Raw genomic sequence first — 17,570 nt, forward strand, 5'->3', positions numbered from 1 at the left:
GTATATGACAAAACGGATTACATTTTTTTTAAATCAGGGTACAATTCTGCTGCTAAGCTGGCTTCTTACCTTGCCGCTTTACGCACAGAAAGAGTTACCGGCCGTCTCGCTGGCCCAATTGACGCGACCCGCTGGCTGGCAGCTGGTCGGTTCCATATCCCCAACGGCCGATGCGACGTCCATGCGAACCCAACCCGGCAACACGATCCTGACCGGTTCCGCAGAACCGCTAACGCTGCTGACCCCCACCGATGATTTTCGTCTTCGCTTCGATGTGCTGCTATCGGCGAACGCCGATCTGGTTCTGACCTTACCAACGGGACAGGCTATTTCCTTTGCTAACACCCAGGATCTGGCTCGCCTGACAAAAGCGCCCGGTTTGTGGCAAACCGTTGATGTCTGGTACAAAACCGGCGGTACGAAAGGCCCCGCTTTGCTCGAAAAACTCGCCCTCAACGGCGTCACGGTACGCGAAAGCCAAACACTGAACAACACCAAACTGGGGCCGCTGACCATCATGACCAAAACCGGGTCGGTAGCCATCCGTAATGTAGGTTACCGGGTTATGTCGCCCCGAACGGTAGCGCAGTGGAGCGGCCCGGTTAGCTACACCATCGTTGAAGGCGGCTATGTTACCAGCCGTGACGAAGCCCGCAGCAAAAAAGTCCTGAAGCAGGACACCACCACCCTGCTCACCTACGAAGTATCGTATGGACAGCCTCGCCAGTACTCTATCCTGTTTTCGGGCAAACTGAACGCCCTTCAGGCGGGAGACTATCAGTTCGAGCTGAACCGGGGTGGCGTTGGGGGCGTCTGGATCGACGGTAAAGAGGTTATCCCGACCGACCACCGGGAACTGGGTCAGCCCAGCTTCGGCAACGCGACCCTCACGGCTGGCCCGCACACGGTAGATGTCTATTTTTCGCGTTCCTGGTTCCGGCCCGGCCTGGGGCTGTTCGTTTCGCAGGCGGGTACGCGTCCGCAGGCGCTTCACGCCTTATCGTCGCTACCCGAGCCTGACCCCGTGGCAGTCGTTAGTGTTAAGCCAACCACAAAAGCAGAACTGGTTCGCTCCTTTGTGCAGCTGCCGGGCGAAAAAACCAAGCGTACTCACAGCCTGTCTGTTGGCTCGCCGGAGGGGGTACACTACACCGTCGACCTGAATCAAATGGCCCTGCTACAGGCCTGGAAAGGCGATTTTGCCGACGTAACTGAAATGTGGTACGAGCGTGGCGAACCGCAACTGCTGAGCCCGATGGGCGTACCTGTCCGGCTACCGGCCCAGTCGCCCCTGATGGTGCTGACGAACGACGCCACCGCCTGGCCAGACAGCCTCGGTGAAAACGTACTGCAATACAAAGGCCTGACAGTCGACAAGCAAGGCATGCCCACGATGGAGTATACGCTGGCGGGTTCAACCGTTACGGATGCCATTCGTCCGGAGGGCAACGCCTTGGTGCGAACTCTCAGCCTGAAAGGCTCGCCGGATGGTACACCTTACTGTCGACTCGCTGCAGGTACCTCTGTTGACGAAGTAAGTAAAGGCGTTTATGCTATTAATGACCGCAGTTATTTTATTCGCTTCGACCCCAAAGCCAAAGTAAAACTGCGCCAGAACAACGGAAAGCAGGAATTGCTGCTGCCCATCGACCTGAAAAACGGAACAGGCTCCGTGCAGTATTCAATTGTTTTTTAACCGGTTGGCACTCCCCGTTTTACCGTTAGTTTGACCCGAAACGTACACCCATGAATGAGGCTATAAGCTGGGCCGACTTTGAAAAAGTTGAGATCCGAACGGGAACCGTCCTGTCTGTAGATACCTTTCCGCAGGCGCGTAAACCGGCCTATAAACTAACTATTGACTTTGGCGAACTCGGAACCAAACGGACATCGGCACAGCTCACGAAGCTCTACAAGCCCGACGATCTGATCGGGAAACAGGTGGTAGCAGTGGTGAATTTTCCACCCAAGCAAATTGCCACCTTCATGAGCGAGTGCCTGGTGCTGGGTGCCGTTGCCGACGACGGTACCGTAACCCTGCTCCAGACCGAACGACCAACGAAAAATGGGTTGAGAATCGCCTGATCTGTTCGCATTTTCAGCCTTTACACTATACGTCCTGAATCTAATCAGACTATGAAAAAATTACTGACCCTACCCGGTCTTCTATTGGCTCTTTTATTTCCCCTTTCATCTGCTCTGGCCCAGCGCCCGGCTACGGAAGAAGACTATTACCGAATCGTGACCTTGCCGATTCCGGAAACGATCAAACTCGAAGTGGGCGGTCTGGCTCCTCTGCCCGACGGTCGTCTGGCGGCTTGCACCCGCCGGGGTGAGGTCTGGATCATCAGCAACCCATACATGCAGGGAAGCCGCGTACCGACCTACAAAAAGTTTGCGTCGGGTTTGCACGAGCCGCTGGGCCTGATGTGGCACCCCAAAGGGTACTTCCTCTGCACGCAGCGGGGCGAAGTCACAAAGCTGGTCGATAACGACGGCGACGACATAGCCGACGAATACCGTTCGTTCTACAAATGGCCCCTGTCGGGCAATTACCACGAGTACAGCTACGGCCCTGTGCTCCTGCCCGACGGTGACATGATCATTACACTCAACCTCGACTGGATCGGCTACGGAGCCAGCCTGGCCAAATGGCGCGGCTGGATGCTCAAACTAACCGAAAAGGGCGAAATGACCCCCTGGGCGACCGGCCTTCGGTCGCCCGCCGGGTTCGGCATTCTGCACGATGGCAGCATTTTCTACACCGAAAACCAGGGCGACTGGGTAGGCTCGGGCCGGATGACGAACCTGACCAAAGGCGCTTTTGCGGGCAATCCGGCGGGTCTGCGCTGGTCGGGGGAGCCGGGTTCGCCTTTATCGCTCAAGCCGGAAGAGGTTCCCAGCACGGGCAAACCCATGTTTGAGGTCGCCAAAACCGTTAAAGAACTAAAAGTACCCGCCGTCTGGTTTCCGCACACGCTGATGGGTATTTCGACCTCCGATTTTAAGGAAGATACGACCAAAGGTGCTTTCGGGCCGTTTGCCGGACAGCTGTTCGTGGGTGATCAGGGCCACAGCAAAATTATGCGGGTGGCGCTTGAAAAAGTTAACGGAGAGTGGCAAGGAGCCTGTTTCCCGTTCCGCGAAGGGTTTCAGTCGGGAATTATCCGCACCGTTTGGGGTCAGGATGGCTCCATGTTCGTGGGAATGACAAGCCGGGGCTGGGCTGCCACCGGGAAAGACCCGTATGGTATCCAACGACTGGTCTGGACGGGTAAAATGCCGTTCGAGATGAAGACTATTACCTCCAAACCAGATGGCTTCGAAGTGACCTTCACCGCCCCCGTCGACCGAAAAACCGCCGAAAGCCCTGAAAGTTACAGCCTGAACAGTTTTACCTACAAATACCACAAAACCTACGGAAGCCCTATCGAAAATGCCCGTCCGGTACCCATCCGGGGTGTTGTGGTAGCTCCCGATGGAATGAGTGCCCGCATCGTGGCCGACACCGTTCTGCGCGAAGGGTACATTCATGAAGTGAAGGCAGAAGGCCTCCGGTCGGCGTCGGGTATGCCACTCCTACATTCGGTTGGCTATTATACGCTTAACGCCATTGCACCGGGTGAGAAACTAACGCTACCCGCACGCGCCGTTGCCATTGCTAAACACGACCATGCCGAGATGATGGCGACCCAAAAGAAAGCAGCCACCATCACCAGCAAGAACGTGAAATCGGTTAATGCCAAACGGACGGTAATCATGCCCGCCGACTGGGCCAACGGGGTCGACCAAACGTTGACGGTAGGCACCAAACCCGGTCTGAAATTCGACACCGATAAACTGGAAGTGAAAGCAGGCAGCCGGATCAAGCTCGTGTTCAACAACAACGACGACATGCTGCACAACTTCGTGATCACGAAGCCCGGCGCGGCCAATGCCGTTGGTGATGCCGCCCTTCGGCTCAACCTCAATGGCCCGAAGATGAACTACGTACCTGCCACGCCCAACGTGCTGTATCACACCAATATTTTACAGCCCGAAACCTCCGAGACCATCTATTTCCAGGCGCCAACCGAGCCGGGAGATTATCAGTTCGTATGCTCGTTCCCCGGTCACTCGTCACTGATGCAGGGAACGCTGAAGGTGGTTAAGTAAAGCCATCGCTTGTTCTTAAGTAATGACGCTTTCTATGGGAGCGTCATTATTTTTACAACACACAGCCGCCCATTGGCTTTTTTTTCGTTCTATTCCTATGCGAACGGTTACCCTGCTCAGCTTATTCCTACTTATCGTTCTCACAGCCAACGCCCAGCGCCGACGCGACGAAGACACCGCCCACTACCGAACCGTGCCCATACCGGCTCACCTGCTGCCTATTGAACGGGCATATGGATCATCATCATTAGGAAGCGTATACTTCTACGGTGGCAAAAAACTCTCGTCGCCCTACTCGCTGGAGATACCGTTCTATGAGCTTAACGACCCCGATGTATCCCACCGTTTTCAGGTATTTCGCACCGTAACGACCCTGAGCCGGCTGACGGCCCTCTTGCCGCTGGCCTACATTTTACTGAGCAGTAACCGCACGGGCGGTACATATTGGACAGTCTACGGCGGCTCGATTGCGGCATCGCTAACGCTTTCGATTATCGGGAACGCGCAGGTCAACAAGGCGGTAACCCGCTACAACGAATTGCTGCGTCAACCCCGGATGGGTGTGTCGCTGGCCCCTGTTCCGCTAACGGGCTCACTGGCCACAGGAATTGGGATTTCCTACGGATTTTGACAGAGACAGGGCTTAACGTACCTCGTTGCGGCTGCCACTGTTCTGCTTAGAGCCGACCAATGCCTCACACAGTCTGCACTTCTCCAACTAAAGCCACCCATGCGCGTTAACCTGTCGATTACTCAACGACATAAATGTATCGCATTATGGGAAACAGATTAGAACGGAAGGTCGCAATTGTAACGGGTGGCGGCACCGGCATTGGCGAAGCAATTTGCAAACGTTTTGCTCAGGAAGGCGCTCGTGTCATCGTCGCCGGACTCCCCGACGACCCGGTTGAGGAAGTGGCACGGGAGATTGAGAAACAGGGTGGCATTGCTTACTATTATAAAGGCGATTTATCGGTGCTGGCCAACGCTCAGGCTTGTGTTGAACTTGCCGCACGCATGTACGGTCAACTGGATATCCTCATCAACAACGCGGGCGTTTTCCCCGAAACAAACTACATGCAGGATTTTACGGAAGAAGCGTTCGACTACCTCATCCGTAACAACATCAAAACAACCTTCGTGATGAGTAAAGCCGCCCTGCCCGAACTCCATAAGACGCAGGGTAACATCGTCACGGCAGGTTCGGAAGCGGGCCATATGGGCGAACCGCAGGCAGTACCTTATGGCGGCACCAAAGGCTTCAACCACGCTTTCACCAAAGGTATGGCCAGTGAGCAGGCCCAGTTTGGTGTTCGGTGTAATATCGTCGCACCGGGCCCGGTCGATACCGCCTGGACACACGCCAGCACAGGACCAATGAGTGCCGAGATGGAAAAACAAACTACCACCGGTACGCTCATGGGACGCCGGGGGACGCCCGAAGAGGTTGCGAACGTCTACCTGTTCGTTGCCTCCGATGAAGCCTCCTACGTGACTGGTGCCATTTATTATGTAGATGGCGGCACAACCATCGCCAAAGGTCCCATGGGCGATAAAGCAGCCGCTAATCTAAAGAAAGAGCCTAAGGATAGTCTAAATTTAAGCCATAGTATGGAGGGCAACGTTTCAGTACGTTCATGACGCCGTTAGCCTGGCAAGCTTATTTGGGTTAATTCTATATATACAAAATATTCATTGGCACTGTGATTCTAAAAAGCGCAAACTAGGCTGGTTTGTGCTTTTTTAGTAGCTTCGCTGATTCAATCAGCAAACTCATGCAAACAAAACTGTCGCGTCTCCTTTTCATTGCTTTCGTTCTTTTTTCGCCCTTACTCAACGCACAAACCATTGTTAACCGCGACCCCCAGATCGCGGATCTCGTCAGCCAGATTTCAGCCGACAGTCTGCGGGCTCATATTAATGGGCTTGTTAGTTTTGGTACCCGCCATACGTTGAGCGTTCCAGCCGATGCCAACGCTCCCGCTGCTAAAAAAGGCCTTGGTGCCGCCCGCCAGTGGATTCTGGGCAAATTCAACCAGTACGCCAAACAATCGGGGGGGCGCATGACCGCTACGCTCGACACCTGGACACTCCAGCCCGACGGTCGGCGGGTAGACAAGCCTGCCAACATGGGCAATGTAATGGCCACCCTCAAAGGCACTGACCCCACCGACACCCGCGTTTTCATTGTACAGGGTCATATGGACAGCCGCGTGACGAACGTCATGAACCGCGAATCGGACGCGCCAGGTGCCAACGACGATGGCTCGGGTACGGCTGCCGTTATTGAACTGTGCCGGGTCATGAGCAAATCATCTTTCCCGGCCACGGTCATTTTTGTCACCCTGACGGGCGAAGAGCAGGGATTACTGGGTGCGGAACACCTGTCGGAGCGGGCCATCAAAGAAAAGTGGAACCTCGAAGCGGTGCTCAACAACGACATCATGGGCAGCAACAATAGCAGCGACACCCGCATCATCGACAACACCCGCATCCGGGTATTCAGCGAAGGACTACCGGGCAATCTGATGAAAGACACGACCGGCCGTATCGGGCAAATCCGGCAGTTCGGCAACGAAAACGACGGCAAAGCCCGCACCCTGGCCCGCTACCTGAAAGAAGTCGGTGAGCGATACGTCGAAAACCTCGAAGTGGTGATGGTCTACCGCAACGACCGGTATCTGCGCGGGGGCGACCATACACCCTATGTACAGCGTGGTTTTGCCGCCGTTCGCCTGACGGAGATGAACGAGAACTACGAACACCAGCACCAGGACCTGCGCACCGAAAATGGCGTTGAATTTGGTGATTACCCGAAGTTCATGGATTTCGAATACCTCCGCAAAAACACCGCAATTAACCTGGCTACACTGGCGAACTTGGCCAAAGCCCCGGCGGTTCCCCAGAAAGTAACCGTCGATGTGCGCAACCTCACCAACGCAACGGTGCTGTACTGGCAGGCTCCGCAAACAGGCAAGGTAAAAGGCTATTACGTTTTAATGCGGGAAACCTACTGGCCGTTCTGGCAGAAGAAATTCTTCACGACCAAACTCGGCATGACCCTCCCCTACTCGAAAGACAACTATTATTTCGCCGTACAGGCGGTGAGCGATGATGGCAACGAAAGTTTGCCGGTATTGCCCGTGCCGAATTTGCGTTAACGGTCTTCTTGTCGTACACAAAACGCTTAAACCACTTCAAATCAGCCATGTCCAACCTCTCCAAACGCCAATTCCTAAAATCTCTGGCCGGAACAGCCGCCATATCGACCTGGGCAGGTTTGGACGAAACGCTGGCGAAGGTGGCGCATGTACCTTCGGCAACACTGGCCCAAACCGAAGATTTCTGGGCTGGTATTCGGGCGGCTTACCCCGTTACGAAGGATTTTATCCAACTCGAAAACGGCTACTATTCGCTGGCAGCACAACCCGTGATGGACAGTTATCTGAAACACATTCAGCGGATAAACTCGGTGTCGTCCTACTACATGCGGACGCGCCAGTTCGACGACAAACGGGAATCCCAAATGCAACTGGCCCGGCTGCTGGGCTGCTCGCCTGAGGAGTTGATCATCACCCGAAATACTACCGAATCGCTGGATACCGTCATTGGCGGACTGACCTGGAAATCAGGCGATGAGACAATCATGGCGCAGCAGGATTATGGGGCCATGCAGGATATGTTCAAGCTTCAGGCCCGGCGGCACGGCATTGTGAACCGGACCCTTTCGCTGCCTAATCACCCAAAGTCTGACAAAGAGATTGTAAGCCTGTACGAAAAAGCCATTACGCCAAAGACCCGGCTATTGATGGTGTGCCATATGGTAAACATCACCGGCCAGATTCTGCCCATCCGTCAGATTACCGAGATGGCGCATAAACACGGCGTCGAGGTGCTGGTGGATGGTGCACACGCCTTTGCCCAGTTAAATTTCAAACTAGCCGATCTCGGTGGCTGCGATTACTACGCCAGCAGTTTGCACAAATGGCTCGGTACACCACTGGGTGCCGGTATGTTGTACGTCCGCAAGGATAAAGTAGCTGGTATCTGGCCCATGTTTGCCGACAGCAGCGTTCCCGACAGCGACATTCGAAAGCTTAATCATACAGGAACGCACCCGGTAGCCACAGACTTAGCGATTCAGGATGCCATCAAGTTCCACGAAAGTATTGGCATCGAACGCAAGGAAGCCCGACTACGCTACCTACAACGCTACTGGACGGATCAGGTACGCCACAACCCGAAAATCATCCTGAACACGCCCGAAGCACCCGCCCGTTCCTGTGCCATCGCCAACGTGGGGGTAGCCGGAAAAACGCCCACCGAACTGGCGAAAGTGTTACTCGACAAATACAAAATATTCACCGTCGCCATAGACTCGCCCCCGGTCCAGGGGGTGCGCGTCACACCCCACGTCTACACCACCCCCACCGAACTCGACGCTTTTGTGAAAGCGCTGAACGAACTGGCGGGATAAGCGTACCCACGGACCGGGCCGCGTTTGGCTTTAGTCCGTGTTTTCGATAGTACTATAACATAATAAATAAATCACGGACTAAAGCCGAACGCGGCCCGATCCGTGGGTACATTCAACCAATTACCCCATGAATCGCTTAATTCTCTTTTTCCTAACGCTTTCAACAACCGCCACGCTGGCCCAGACGCCCGTTAAAAAGCGCCCCATTAAGTCAAGCGATATTTACCGCCTACAAACGCTGAGCGACCCGCAGGTATCGCCCGATGGCAAATGGGTGACGTATGGCCTATCTACCGTCGATACAACCAAAGACAAACGAAATTTCGACCTCTGGATGGTAAGCTGGGATGGTAAGGAAACCGTGCAACTGACCAACACGCCCGATGGCGAGTCGAGAGCGCGGTTCAGCCCCGACGGTAAATACCTCTCATTCGTATCGTCGCGGCAAGGGGCTACCAAACCGCAACTCTGGCTGATGGACCGCCGGGGTGGCGAAGCCAAAAAACTGACCGACCTGAAAACCGATCTGGAAGACTACGTCTGGTCGCCGGATGGCAAAAAGATCGCGATGGTTCTCCGCGACCCTGACTACGCCGACTCTGCCAAGACTAAAGTCCGCAAACCGTATGTGCTGGACCGCTACCACTTTAAGGCCGATGTGAAAGGCTATCTGGAAAAAGGCTCCGTACACCTGTATGTTTATGACGTGGCCTCCAAGAAACTGGATACCCTCACAACGGGAAATTACGACGAAACATCGCCCACATGGTCGCCGGATGGGTCACAACTGGCGTTTGTCAGTAACCGAACCGAAGACCCTGACCGGAACCAGAACACCGATATTTACGTCATCGACGCTAAAAAAGGAGCCGCCATGAAGCAGTTGACCACTTGGCCCGGCTCCGACAGCAACCCCGAATGGAGCCCCGATGGTAAACGCATTGCGTACACGCGCTCTACCGCATCGGGCAACTTCCTGATGTACGACCAGCCCGTACTGGCCGTTATCAGCCGTGACGGTGGCGAACCAACTCTCCTCTCAAAAGCACTGGACCGACCCGTTCGTAACCCGCGCTGGGCCAAAGACGGGCAGACAATTGGCGTACTGGTACAGGACGACCGACAAACCTACGTTGGTCAGTATACGCTCGATGGCAAGTTGACCAAAGTGGCCGGTGGAAATCGGGTATTTACGGAGTTGGAACCCGTAGCAAGCGGCAGTTGGCTCACGTTGATGAGTGACCCCCAAACACCAGGCGAGTTGTATGCCATTGAGTCGGGTGCCCCGCGCAGGCTCACGCATGTGCACGATGCATTTCTGGCCCCGCTCGAACTGGCCACGGTAGAAGGATTTACATCGAAAAGCAAAGACGGTGCCCAGGTGTCTAATGTTTTGTATAAGCCAGCGAACGCAGCCGCCAACAAGAAAATGCCCACCATCTTTTTCATTCATGGCGGGCCGGTTTCGCAGGATGAGTTCAACTTCGACCTAACCCGGCAACTGCTGGCGGCCGGGGGCTATGCCGTTGTAGCGGTCAATTATCGGGGCAGTAATGGCCGGGGACTGGATTATACCAAAGCCATTTACGCCGACTGGGGCAATAAAGAAGTGCTAGATATTTTGGGTGCTACAGACTACGTCGTTGAGAAAGGTATTGCCGATGCCGACCGGTTGGGCATTGGTGGCTGGAGTTACGGCGGCATTCTGACCAACTACACCATTGCTACCGACACCCGCTTTAAGGCCGCGGCCAGCGGAGCCGGCAGTTCCCTGCAACTGTCTATGTACGGCATCGACCAGTACACCAATCAGTACGAAACGGAGTTGGGCGCGCCCTGGAAAAACACCGACAAATGGCTTAAGTTATCGTACCCGTTTCTGAAAGCCGACCGCATTAAAACCCCAACGCTGTTTATGGCCGGAGAGAAAGACTTTAACGTGCCGACGGCAGGCAGCGAGCAAATGTTTCAGGCACTGCGGTCGTTGGGCGTACCAACTCAATTGATTATTTATCCCGGTCAGTTTCACGGTATTTCGGTTCCCAGTTACCAGAAAGATCGGATTGACCGGTATCTGCAATGGTTCGACAAGTATCTGAAGCCAAAAACAATATAAGTGTTCATTGCATCAATTAGTGTGTTTTTAGCGTATTGAGGGTAGTGCTCTATTATTATTTTTTGTAGCTTACCATCACTTGTCTCTGTTTCGTTTTGACTTTACTGAAAATCAATTGTTTATGAAGCATTATGTATATTTGTTCATTGTGGTAGCCTCTTTCATGGGGCTGGTTTCCTGTAACAAAAACAACGATCCTGCTCCACCGCCTGCGGTTGTTGGGCGATGGGAATTGAACAGAGGCATAGCAAGCAGTTTCCCTGCTTCTTTAAGTATAAATGGAGCAGGAATAGACTTGTATTACCTCAATTCTGAGGGATCAACGCTGGATATTTACTCCGACAATACGTTCAATGAGAATTATCGGAACTTTGGGGTATCGGATGGAGAAGGTACTTGGGATTACACAAATAACACGTTGACCCTAAAATACAATGGAGGCTCCACGGACGCTTATACTTATGCAAAAAACAAAAATATCGAGGAGCTCTCGCAGGTTACGCCATTGAGTTACTCCTTTCCAATATCCAGTACCGCTACAGCTACGGGTAAAATACAATGGGTTTATAGAAAATAGATATTGGGGTTAAATCGGCCCCAGTTAACAGCCTATTTTCTTTCACAAAATGGCCAATGGAACTCTGCTCCATTGGCCATTTTTAGTATATATCGAGTAACGTTTGGACTAAATTAGGGTACCAGAGACAGATAGAACTAAAGTCGCCAATAGACAACAGTACAATTAGAAACCAATGTATTTTTATTCTAAGAAAGACAGAATATTCATATATAAATTTTGATTAAGATATAATCATCAAAATATTTTATAGGCATTTTCGATTTGAAAGGCCTTTTTTTTGGCATTAATTCGTACTTTCACAAAACCCTATCTACTAATCAGTTAGATTTTGTTTTACTTTTATTTAATCCCTGATAAGTACAAAAATCTACAAATATGTCATCACAACTATCTCGCCGGGACTGGCTTCGTGCCAGCGGTCTTCTTACCGCTGGCCTTGGTTTGAGCCGGTTCACTCCTGCTGCTGCCAGCACCCCAAATGCCCCTTTGGTTTCCGGCTTCACGAACGAGTTTGCCTTTACGGACGACCCGTTTGAGAAGATGTCTAAACTGAAGGTCCGGCTGCTCGCCAATGAGAACCCGCTGGGCATTTCGCAGAGTGCGAAAGATGCCATTATGAAAGCGGCTGAAATTGGCAACCGCTATGCCTGGATGGAGTTTGGCCCGATGAAAAAGTTGATTAGTGACAATGAAGGTGTAAAACCACAGAACATTCTGATGTCGCCGGGTTCGTCGGACATCCTGCTGGCAGCCGCCGAACACTTCGCCAAAGGAGGAGGCACGATTCTTACCTGCCGCCCTACCTACGACGACCTGTTGGATAAAACCACAAAATTCGGGGCCACCATCAAGCCCATCCCCTTAACGAAGGATTTCAAGTTTGATCTGCCCGCGCTGAAAGCCGCTATCACGCCCGACGTAAAACTGGTATATATCGTTAACCCCAATAACCCAACGGGCACCATCCTGTCGCCCGCGGAACTCGAAGCTTTCTGCCGGGAAGTAGCGCCTAAAGTACCGGTGTTCCTCGATGAAGCATACATTGACTTCCTGTCGCCTACCGACCGCCCGATGCTCGGCAAGCTAGTGGCTGAAGGACTGAATATTATCCAGGCGCGTACTTTCTCTAAAATTCACGGCTTTGCCGGCTTGCGTTTAGGCTACGCCATGGCTCAGCCCGAAATGCTAAAAACGCTGCATCAGTACATCGGTGCTGAAGGTAATGTTAGCATTACTACGTTGATGGCCGGTATCGCCAGTTACAAAGACGTGGCCTGGCAGGACCACTGCCGCACGGAAAATGCTAAAGCCCGCGATTACACGACCAAAGCCCTGACGAACATGGGCTACGAGGTTATTCCTTCGTACACGAATTTCATTCTCTTCCCGATTCGCATGAAAACGGGTGCTTTCAGCAATCAGATGTTTGCGCAGGGCATCGGTATCCAAACCCGCGACTTCAACGGGCAGCCCTATTGCCGGGTCAGCGTGGGTACCATGGACGAAATGGCCATGTTCATTGATGGGTTCAAAAAGGTAGTTGGGTGAAGAAGTTAGAAGCGGGGAGAGAGGAGACAGGAGTTTTTATTGAGGCAAGTTTTTATTCTCACTCTTAACTCCTCGCTCCTATTTACTAAAGAAGAATGACAAGAAGAGACTTTATTAATTCAACGAGTGCCAGTTACGCCAGCCTCCTGGCGTGGGGAATGTTGCAGCCTGCACCAGCATCGGCACTCGACTTACCCGCCAACGGGAAGACAAGTGAAGGCAAAGGTCGGAAAGTCATTGTTTTAGGAGCCGGTCTGGCCGGTATGACAACCGCGTATGAACTCGGTAAACTCGGTTATGACTGCACCGTTCTGGAAGCCCGGTCGCGCTCCGGCGGGCGCGTCTGGACCGTTCGGGGGGGTACTAAAGAAACCGAACTGGCGGGTGGAACACCCCAAACCTGCTCGTTTGAGAACGGTCTGTATTTTAACGGTGGAGCTGCCCGTATTCCGCACCACCACCAGATTACCCTGCAATACTGCCGCGAACTGGGCGTACCCCTCGAAATTTTTAACGGTGCCAATGAATCGGCTTACCTCTACAATGAAGGTGGTAGCGGTGATTTAGCCAACCGGCGTATGCGCATCAGCGACTATCATTTCGACATGCGCGGCTACACCGCCGAACTCCTTGCCAAAGCCCTTGACCAATCGTCACTCGACCAGCAACTCACCAAAGAGGACGTTGAGAAACTAATTGATTTCCTGAAAAATGAAGGGGATCTAAACACGGCTCACCTCTACAAAGGCACGAACCGACGGGGTTATAAAGCCAAAAGCGATCCGGGGGCGGGCCATACACCCGGCGCCCTGACCGATCCCTATGGCCTGACCGATTTACTCCGCTCGGGCTTCATGCAACCCGTTTTCTACAACGTGGGCGATTACGCCTACGAACAGCAGGCTACGTTACTACAGCCCGTTGGCGGTATGGATGCTATTCCGAGAGCCCTGGAGAAAAAGCTGACCGGTAAAATCATCTTCAATGCCCCGGTCAGTGAACTTCGCAAGACCGAAAACGGCGTTCGGGTGGTGTATCAAAAAGACGGAAAGCCAGTTGAGATCACGGGCGAGTTCTGCGTATGTACGCTGCCCCTGCCCATGCTTAAAAACCTGGAATCCGATCTTTCGGGAACCGTAAAACGCGCAGCCGACTTTGTCCCGTACATGAAAACCGGCAAAATCGGACTTCAGTTTAAGCGCCGGTTCTGGGAAGAAGATGATGGTATTTATGGCGGCATTTCGCGTACCAATATGGACATTAACCAGATATGGTACCCATCTTTTGGCTTACAGGGAAAGAAAGGCGTACTAATTGGCTATTATAACTTCTATAGCCGGGCCGAAGCCATTGGCGCCTTACCCGTTGCCGAACGCGAGAAAATTGCGCTGGCTCAGGGGGGTAAAATCCACCCGCAGTACCCATCGGAATTCGAAAATTCATTCTCACTGGCTTGGCACCGGCTACCATACAGTGGTGGCGGCTGGGCTACGTACGATGATGCTACCCGTAAAAAATATTACGCCACCCTGCTCGAACCAGATGGCAATATCTATTTCGCGGGTGAACACACAACCTACCTGACTGCCTGGATGGCGGGTGCTTTTACATCAGCCCGCCGAACCGTGGAATCTCTTCATGCCCGGGTGGGTGAATACACAAAGAAATAATGGTCTGGGTCAAGCTCCAGCTTGGCCGTATAAATTTGTGACGGGCCAGGCTGGAGCCTGGCTCAGACAACAATCATGAAAAACAACCTGCTCTCTATTATGATCTTCCTGTGTTGCGCGGTTGCAACACAGCTCCTTAGCCAGCGTGTTTCGGCACAAAGCGCTACGGCCAGTGCCAGCATGACCGTTGAGCAACTGAAAGCGATCAAAGCCATTAAAGTGGCTAACCTCGATAAAGACACCTATTTTAAGTCGGGCGGCTTTATCCTGGACCGCTACGAAGAACGCCCGGCATATGTGTTTACATACAGCGATGGCGTAACCCGCAAAATCTACCTGTATAAAGTATTCACGGTGGAAGATACCAAGGAGCTTGGCTTACTGGCCATCTACCAGAACACGAAAACCAACGAGGTGAAACCCTTCGTCATCCCCGGTGCTACGGGCGACCGGAAAGCGTGGGATGCGTACATCGACGATTTAAAATACGTTGGTGAAAAAGAACCCGGCCTGATGTCTACGCTGACGTTCGTGCTGTCGCGTGAGATGGCAAATCTACTGTCTGGCGGTGCGGGTAAATCCGAAGAGGGCGGCAAGAAAAAAGAAGAATATAACTTTTGCTTTGCCCCCGACGCGCCGGTAACCATGGCCGATGGCAACTCAAAAGCCATTAGCGACGTAAAAACGGGCGATGTTGTACTGGGTTACGACGCTAGAACAAAAACCCTGACGCCGACCCGCGTAACAGGCGTTGATATCCATAAAAGCGCCAACATTACGCTTGCTGGCGTATGGCTGGCTTCAAACAACGAGTTGACGGCCGATACCCGCAGCGGGCTAACCACTCCACTGTTGTTAGAAGCAACCGTTAACCATCCTGTACTGACAGTTGCTGGCCGCAAAGCACTAGGCGAGGTAAAGACAGGTGATGTGTTATACCGTTATGATGCGGCAACCAACAGCGTTGCCGGATATAAAGTAGTTCGGACAGATTCTGCCATCCGGTCGGTAAAGACCGTGTACAATCTGACTACCGAATCAGGCGCCTACCTTATTGGCGAAACGGTGGTACTGGATAAGTAATACCATGAACATAACATTACAGACCCGACTTAGGCCTAAGTTGGGTCTGTTTGTTTATAGAACAGGGCTGCCAGTACGCATACCAAATTGATTAGCAAACGTCAGCGTGAACATAGTCCCTTCATCAACCGCGCTATTTACGGTGATATGGCCCTGATTGGCTTCAACCAGTTCCTTTACCAGCAAAAGACCCAGGCCCGTACCCTGCTCATGGTTCGTACCCAAACGAGACGTTTGTTTATCCAGGGCAAATAGATTGGCCACTAGTTGTGGCTCCATACCGATGCCCGTATCCCGAACGGTCAGTCGGCTAAAGCCCTCTCTTTCCAGAAAATCTACCCACACAGCACCACCTGCGTGCGTAAACTTGATCGCATTTTGCAGCAGGTTGCGGAGAATGGCCGACAGGTGGTTCTTGTCAGCCAGTAAACACGCATCAACAGGGGTGTTATTGACAAGCTGAATCTGTTTAGCGTTGGCCAGCGATGTTAAAAAAGCCATCTGCTCCTCAATAAGCAGTGCAATTTTAATAATCTCTACTCTGGGTTTTATACCATTCATTTGCGAGATAGACCAGCTCAATACATTATCCAGCATAGTTGTGACATTGCCGATATCGAGGCTCAAACTTTGGGTTGATTCGGCAAATTCCTGTTGGCTCAATGCGCCCCAGTTTGTGAGCATGACGTTACTTTGCAGATTAGCTACTGGTGATCGTAAGTCATGCGAGAGCATTGCGAACAGTTTATTCTGGGTAGCATTGAGTTGAGTCAGCGCAGCCTTCTGGCGCTCTATTCGCTTTTGATTTCGCCGTTGCACCACAATAAATCCAACGAGCAAACCGGCTACCAGCAGTGCCGCAATCAGGAAAATACGTTGTTGCTGTCGTTGTGCATCCAGCACTACAATCTGACTATCTTTCTTTTCAATATCCAGTGCCGCTTTTAGTTGAGTCATCTGAAGCCTGGCGTCCTGAGTTTGTCGTTTTTGTTGCAGCCAGAGTCTGATATCCGCCAGCTTTTCGCTGTATGTGTAGGCTTTTTGCCACTTTCCCTGGTCAACGTACGTATGGAGTAGGTTTTGATAGAAATAGCGTAAATGGAGCGAATCCGGATGTGTTCGCTGGTTTTCGGCGATAATTCCATTGAGCAGAATAGCCTCAGCGTTGGTGTAGTGCTTTAAAATTCGCTCCAGCTTTGCGGCGTCATTGACGTACACAAACTCCCCATCCGTTTTGGGTAATTTGTCTTTTAACGACGCCAACTGGCTGGCAAGTACCAGCGCTTGAGCCTGTTTACCCTGTACCACCAGTAGGTCATGCAGATCTAATCCCGACGTAAACCAGTTATCCAGATTATATGGCTTACAACTCGCCATAGCCAGTCTACTGTACTTCTCGGCTAAAGGGTAGTTTTTATGTGCCACATACATATCACAATAAACCTGATAGGTATTGGTCAGTATGCGCCAGTCATTCGATTTTTTGGCATAACTAACGGCTTTACCAATTAACTCTTCCATATTACCGATGCGTTGATGATCAGCACAAACAGCCAATAACCGATAACAATCGGCCAGGCACGCATTGTTATTGCTGGCTTTTGCCAGTAGTATGGCCTTATTGAACCAGTCAACTGCTTTGGCTTCATCTTTCAGCGTATATATGTAGGTTTGCCCAAGCCGATACATGGCTCGGGCCGTAGCTACCGGATCGTGAATACGCTGGGAAATCTGTATGGATTTATTGAGGTAATAAAGGCAGGAATCGAAATTAACTTGTTCGTATTGTTCTCCCAACCTATAACATAAGTTACTCCGACTGCTGTCGGCAGTTGCCCGGGCCAGTTGAAGCCGCAATGTTGAGATGGCAATCGGTTGAGCATGTCCAGTGAGCCATGCCATCATAAAAAGACCAAAACTATACTTTCGAGCCAGCGTCAT

At 52.2% G+C, this 17,570-nt stretch carries 13 protein-coding genes; 12 read left to right on the top strand and 1 reads right to left on the bottom strand.

Annotated features, from left to right (window positions below; genetic code table 11):
• Positions 1–4: 4 nt before the first annotated feature.
• The 12 genes from NT073_RS09670 to NT073_RS09725 all read left to right on the top strand — a co-directional run bounded on the left by NT073_RS09670 (position 5) and on the right by NT073_RS09725 (position 15,629).
• Positions 5–1,696, top strand: coding sequence for a hypothetical protein (locus NT073_RS09670; RefSeq protein WP_297372387.1), 1,692 nt, complete (start codon positions 5–7; stop codon positions 1,694–1,696).
• Between the two features lie 50 nt (positions 1,697–1,746).
• A complete protein-coding gene (locus tag NT073_RS09675; RefSeq protein WP_297372390.1) occupies positions 1,747–2,085 on the top strand; it encodes a tRNA-binding protein in 339 nt (112 codons plus the stop codon).
• Between the two features lie 51 nt (positions 2,086–2,136).
• Entirely contained in the window at positions 2,137–4,155 is a 2,019-nt protein-coding gene (locus tag NT073_RS09680) for a plastocyanin/azurin family copper-binding protein (protein ID WP_297372393.1), read from the top strand.
• Positions 4,156–4,252: 97 nt separating this feature from the next.
• Positions 4,253–4,786 (top strand): hypothetical protein, encoded by a 534-nt coding sequence (locus NT073_RS09685; RefSeq protein ID WP_297372395.1) that lies wholly within the window; start codon positions 4,253–4,255, stop codon positions 4,784–4,786.
• A 146-nt stretch (positions 4,787–4,932) separates the two neighbouring features.
• Positions 4,933–5,796 (top strand): SDR family oxidoreductase, encoded by an 864-nt coding sequence (locus NT073_RS09690; protein WP_297372398.1) that lies wholly within the window; start codon positions 4,933–4,935, stop codon positions 5,794–5,796.
• Between the two features lie 134 nt (positions 5,797–5,930).
• Positions 5,931–7,316, top strand: coding sequence for a M28 family metallopeptidase (locus tag NT073_RS09695; RefSeq protein WP_297372401.1), 1,386 nt, complete (start codon positions 5,931–5,933; stop codon positions 7,314–7,316).
• A 47-nt stretch (positions 7,317–7,363) separates the two neighbouring features.
• The gene (locus NT073_RS09700) at positions 7,364–8,632 is read left to right on the top strand and encodes an aminotransferase class V-fold PLP-dependent enzyme (protein WP_297372404.1); all 1,269 of its coding nucleotides are present in this window, start codon (positions 7,364–7,366) and stop codon (positions 8,630–8,632) included.
• Positions 8,633–8,759: 127 nt separating this feature from the next.
• Entirely contained in the window at positions 8,760–10,748 is a 1,989-nt protein-coding gene (locus NT073_RS09705; RefSeq protein ID WP_297372407.1) for a S9 family peptidase, read from the top strand.
• 121 nt (positions 10,749–10,869) lie between these two features.
• Positions 10,870–11,325 (top strand): hypothetical protein, encoded by a 456-nt coding sequence (locus NT073_RS09710; protein ID WP_297372409.1) that lies wholly within the window; start codon positions 10,870–10,872, stop codon positions 11,323–11,325.
• Between the two features lie 378 nt (positions 11,326–11,703).
• Positions 11,704–12,876: an aminotransferase class I/II-fold pyridoxal phosphate-dependent enzyme gene (locus NT073_RS09715; RefSeq protein ID WP_297372411.1), complete on the top strand. Its 1,173-nt coding sequence runs from the start codon at positions 11,704–11,706 to the stop codon at positions 12,874–12,876.
• Positions 12,877–12,971: 95 nt separating this feature from the next.
• Positions 12,972–14,546, top strand: coding sequence for a flavin monoamine oxidase family protein (locus NT073_RS09720; RefSeq protein ID WP_297372414.1), 1,575 nt, complete (start codon positions 12,972–12,974; stop codon positions 14,544–14,546).
• A 75-nt stretch (positions 14,547–14,621) separates the two neighbouring features.
• Positions 14,622–15,629, top strand: a complete 1,008-nt coding sequence (locus NT073_RS09725; protein WP_297372416.1) for a Hint domain-containing protein — start codon at positions 14,622–14,624, stop codon at positions 15,627–15,629.
• A 54-nt stretch (positions 15,630–15,683) separates the two neighbouring features.
• Here NT073_RS09725 and NT073_RS09730 read toward each other — a convergent pair whose 3' ends face one another.
• Positions 15,684–17,570: a tetratricopeptide repeat-containing sensor histidine kinase gene (locus tag NT073_RS09730; RefSeq protein ID WP_297372419.1), complete on the bottom strand. Its 1,887-nt coding sequence runs from the start codon at positions 17,568–17,570 to the stop codon at positions 15,684–15,686.

This window comes from Spirosoma sp., from assembly GCF_026391055.1.
Lineage (GTDB): Bacteria > Bacteroidota > Bacteroidia > Cytophagales > Spirosomataceae > Spirosoma.

Excerpts from the sequence above, each read along its gene's own strand:
- NT073_RS09720 (WP_297372414.1), top strand. The coding sequence starts at position 12,972 with ATGACAAGAAGAGACTTTATTAATTCAACGAGTGCCAGTTACGCCAGC.
- NT073_RS09725 (WP_297372416.1), top strand. The coding sequence starts at position 14,622 with ATGAAAAACAACCTGCTCTCTATTATGATCTTCCTGTGTTGCGCGGTT.
- NT073_RS09680 (WP_297372393.1), top strand. The coding sequence starts at position 2,137 with ATGAAAAAATTACTGACCCTACCCGGTCTTCTATTGGCTCTTTTATTT.
- NT073_RS09690 (WP_297372398.1), top strand. The coding sequence starts at position 4,933 with ATGGGAAACAGATTAGAACGGAAGGTCGCAATTGTAACGGGTGGCGGC.
- NT073_RS09685 (WP_297372395.1), top strand. The coding sequence starts at position 4,253 with ATGCGAACGGTTACCCTGCTCAGCTTATTCCTACTTATCGTTCTCACA.
- NT073_RS09715 (WP_297372411.1), top strand. The coding sequence starts at position 11,704 with ATGTCATCACAACTATCTCGCCGGGACTGGCTTCGTGCCAGCGGTCTT.
- NT073_RS09675 (WP_297372390.1), top strand. The coding sequence starts at position 1,747 with ATGAATGAGGCTATAAGCTGGGCCGACTTTGAAAAAGTTGAGATCCGA.
- NT073_RS09695 (WP_297372401.1), top strand. The coding sequence starts at position 5,931 with ATGCAAACAAAACTGTCGCGTCTCCTTTTCATTGCTTTCGTTCTTTTT.
- NT073_RS09670 (WP_297372387.1), top strand. The coding sequence starts at position 5 with ATGACAAAACGGATTACATTTTTTTTAAATCAGGGTACAATTCTGCTG.
- NT073_RS09710 (WP_297372409.1), top strand. The coding sequence starts at position 10,870 with ATGAAGCATTATGTATATTTGTTCATTGTGGTAGCCTCTTTCATGGGG.
- NT073_RS09730 (WP_297372419.1), bottom strand. The coding sequence starts at position 17,570 with ATGACGCTGGCTCGAAAGTATAGTTTTGGTCTTTTTATGATGGCATGG.
- NT073_RS09700 (WP_297372404.1), top strand. The coding sequence starts at position 7,364 with ATGTCCAACCTCTCCAAACGCCAATTCCTAAAATCTCTGGCCGGAACA.
- NT073_RS09705 (WP_297372407.1), top strand. The coding sequence starts at position 8,760 with ATGAATCGCTTAATTCTCTTTTTCCTAACGCTTTCAACAACCGCCACG.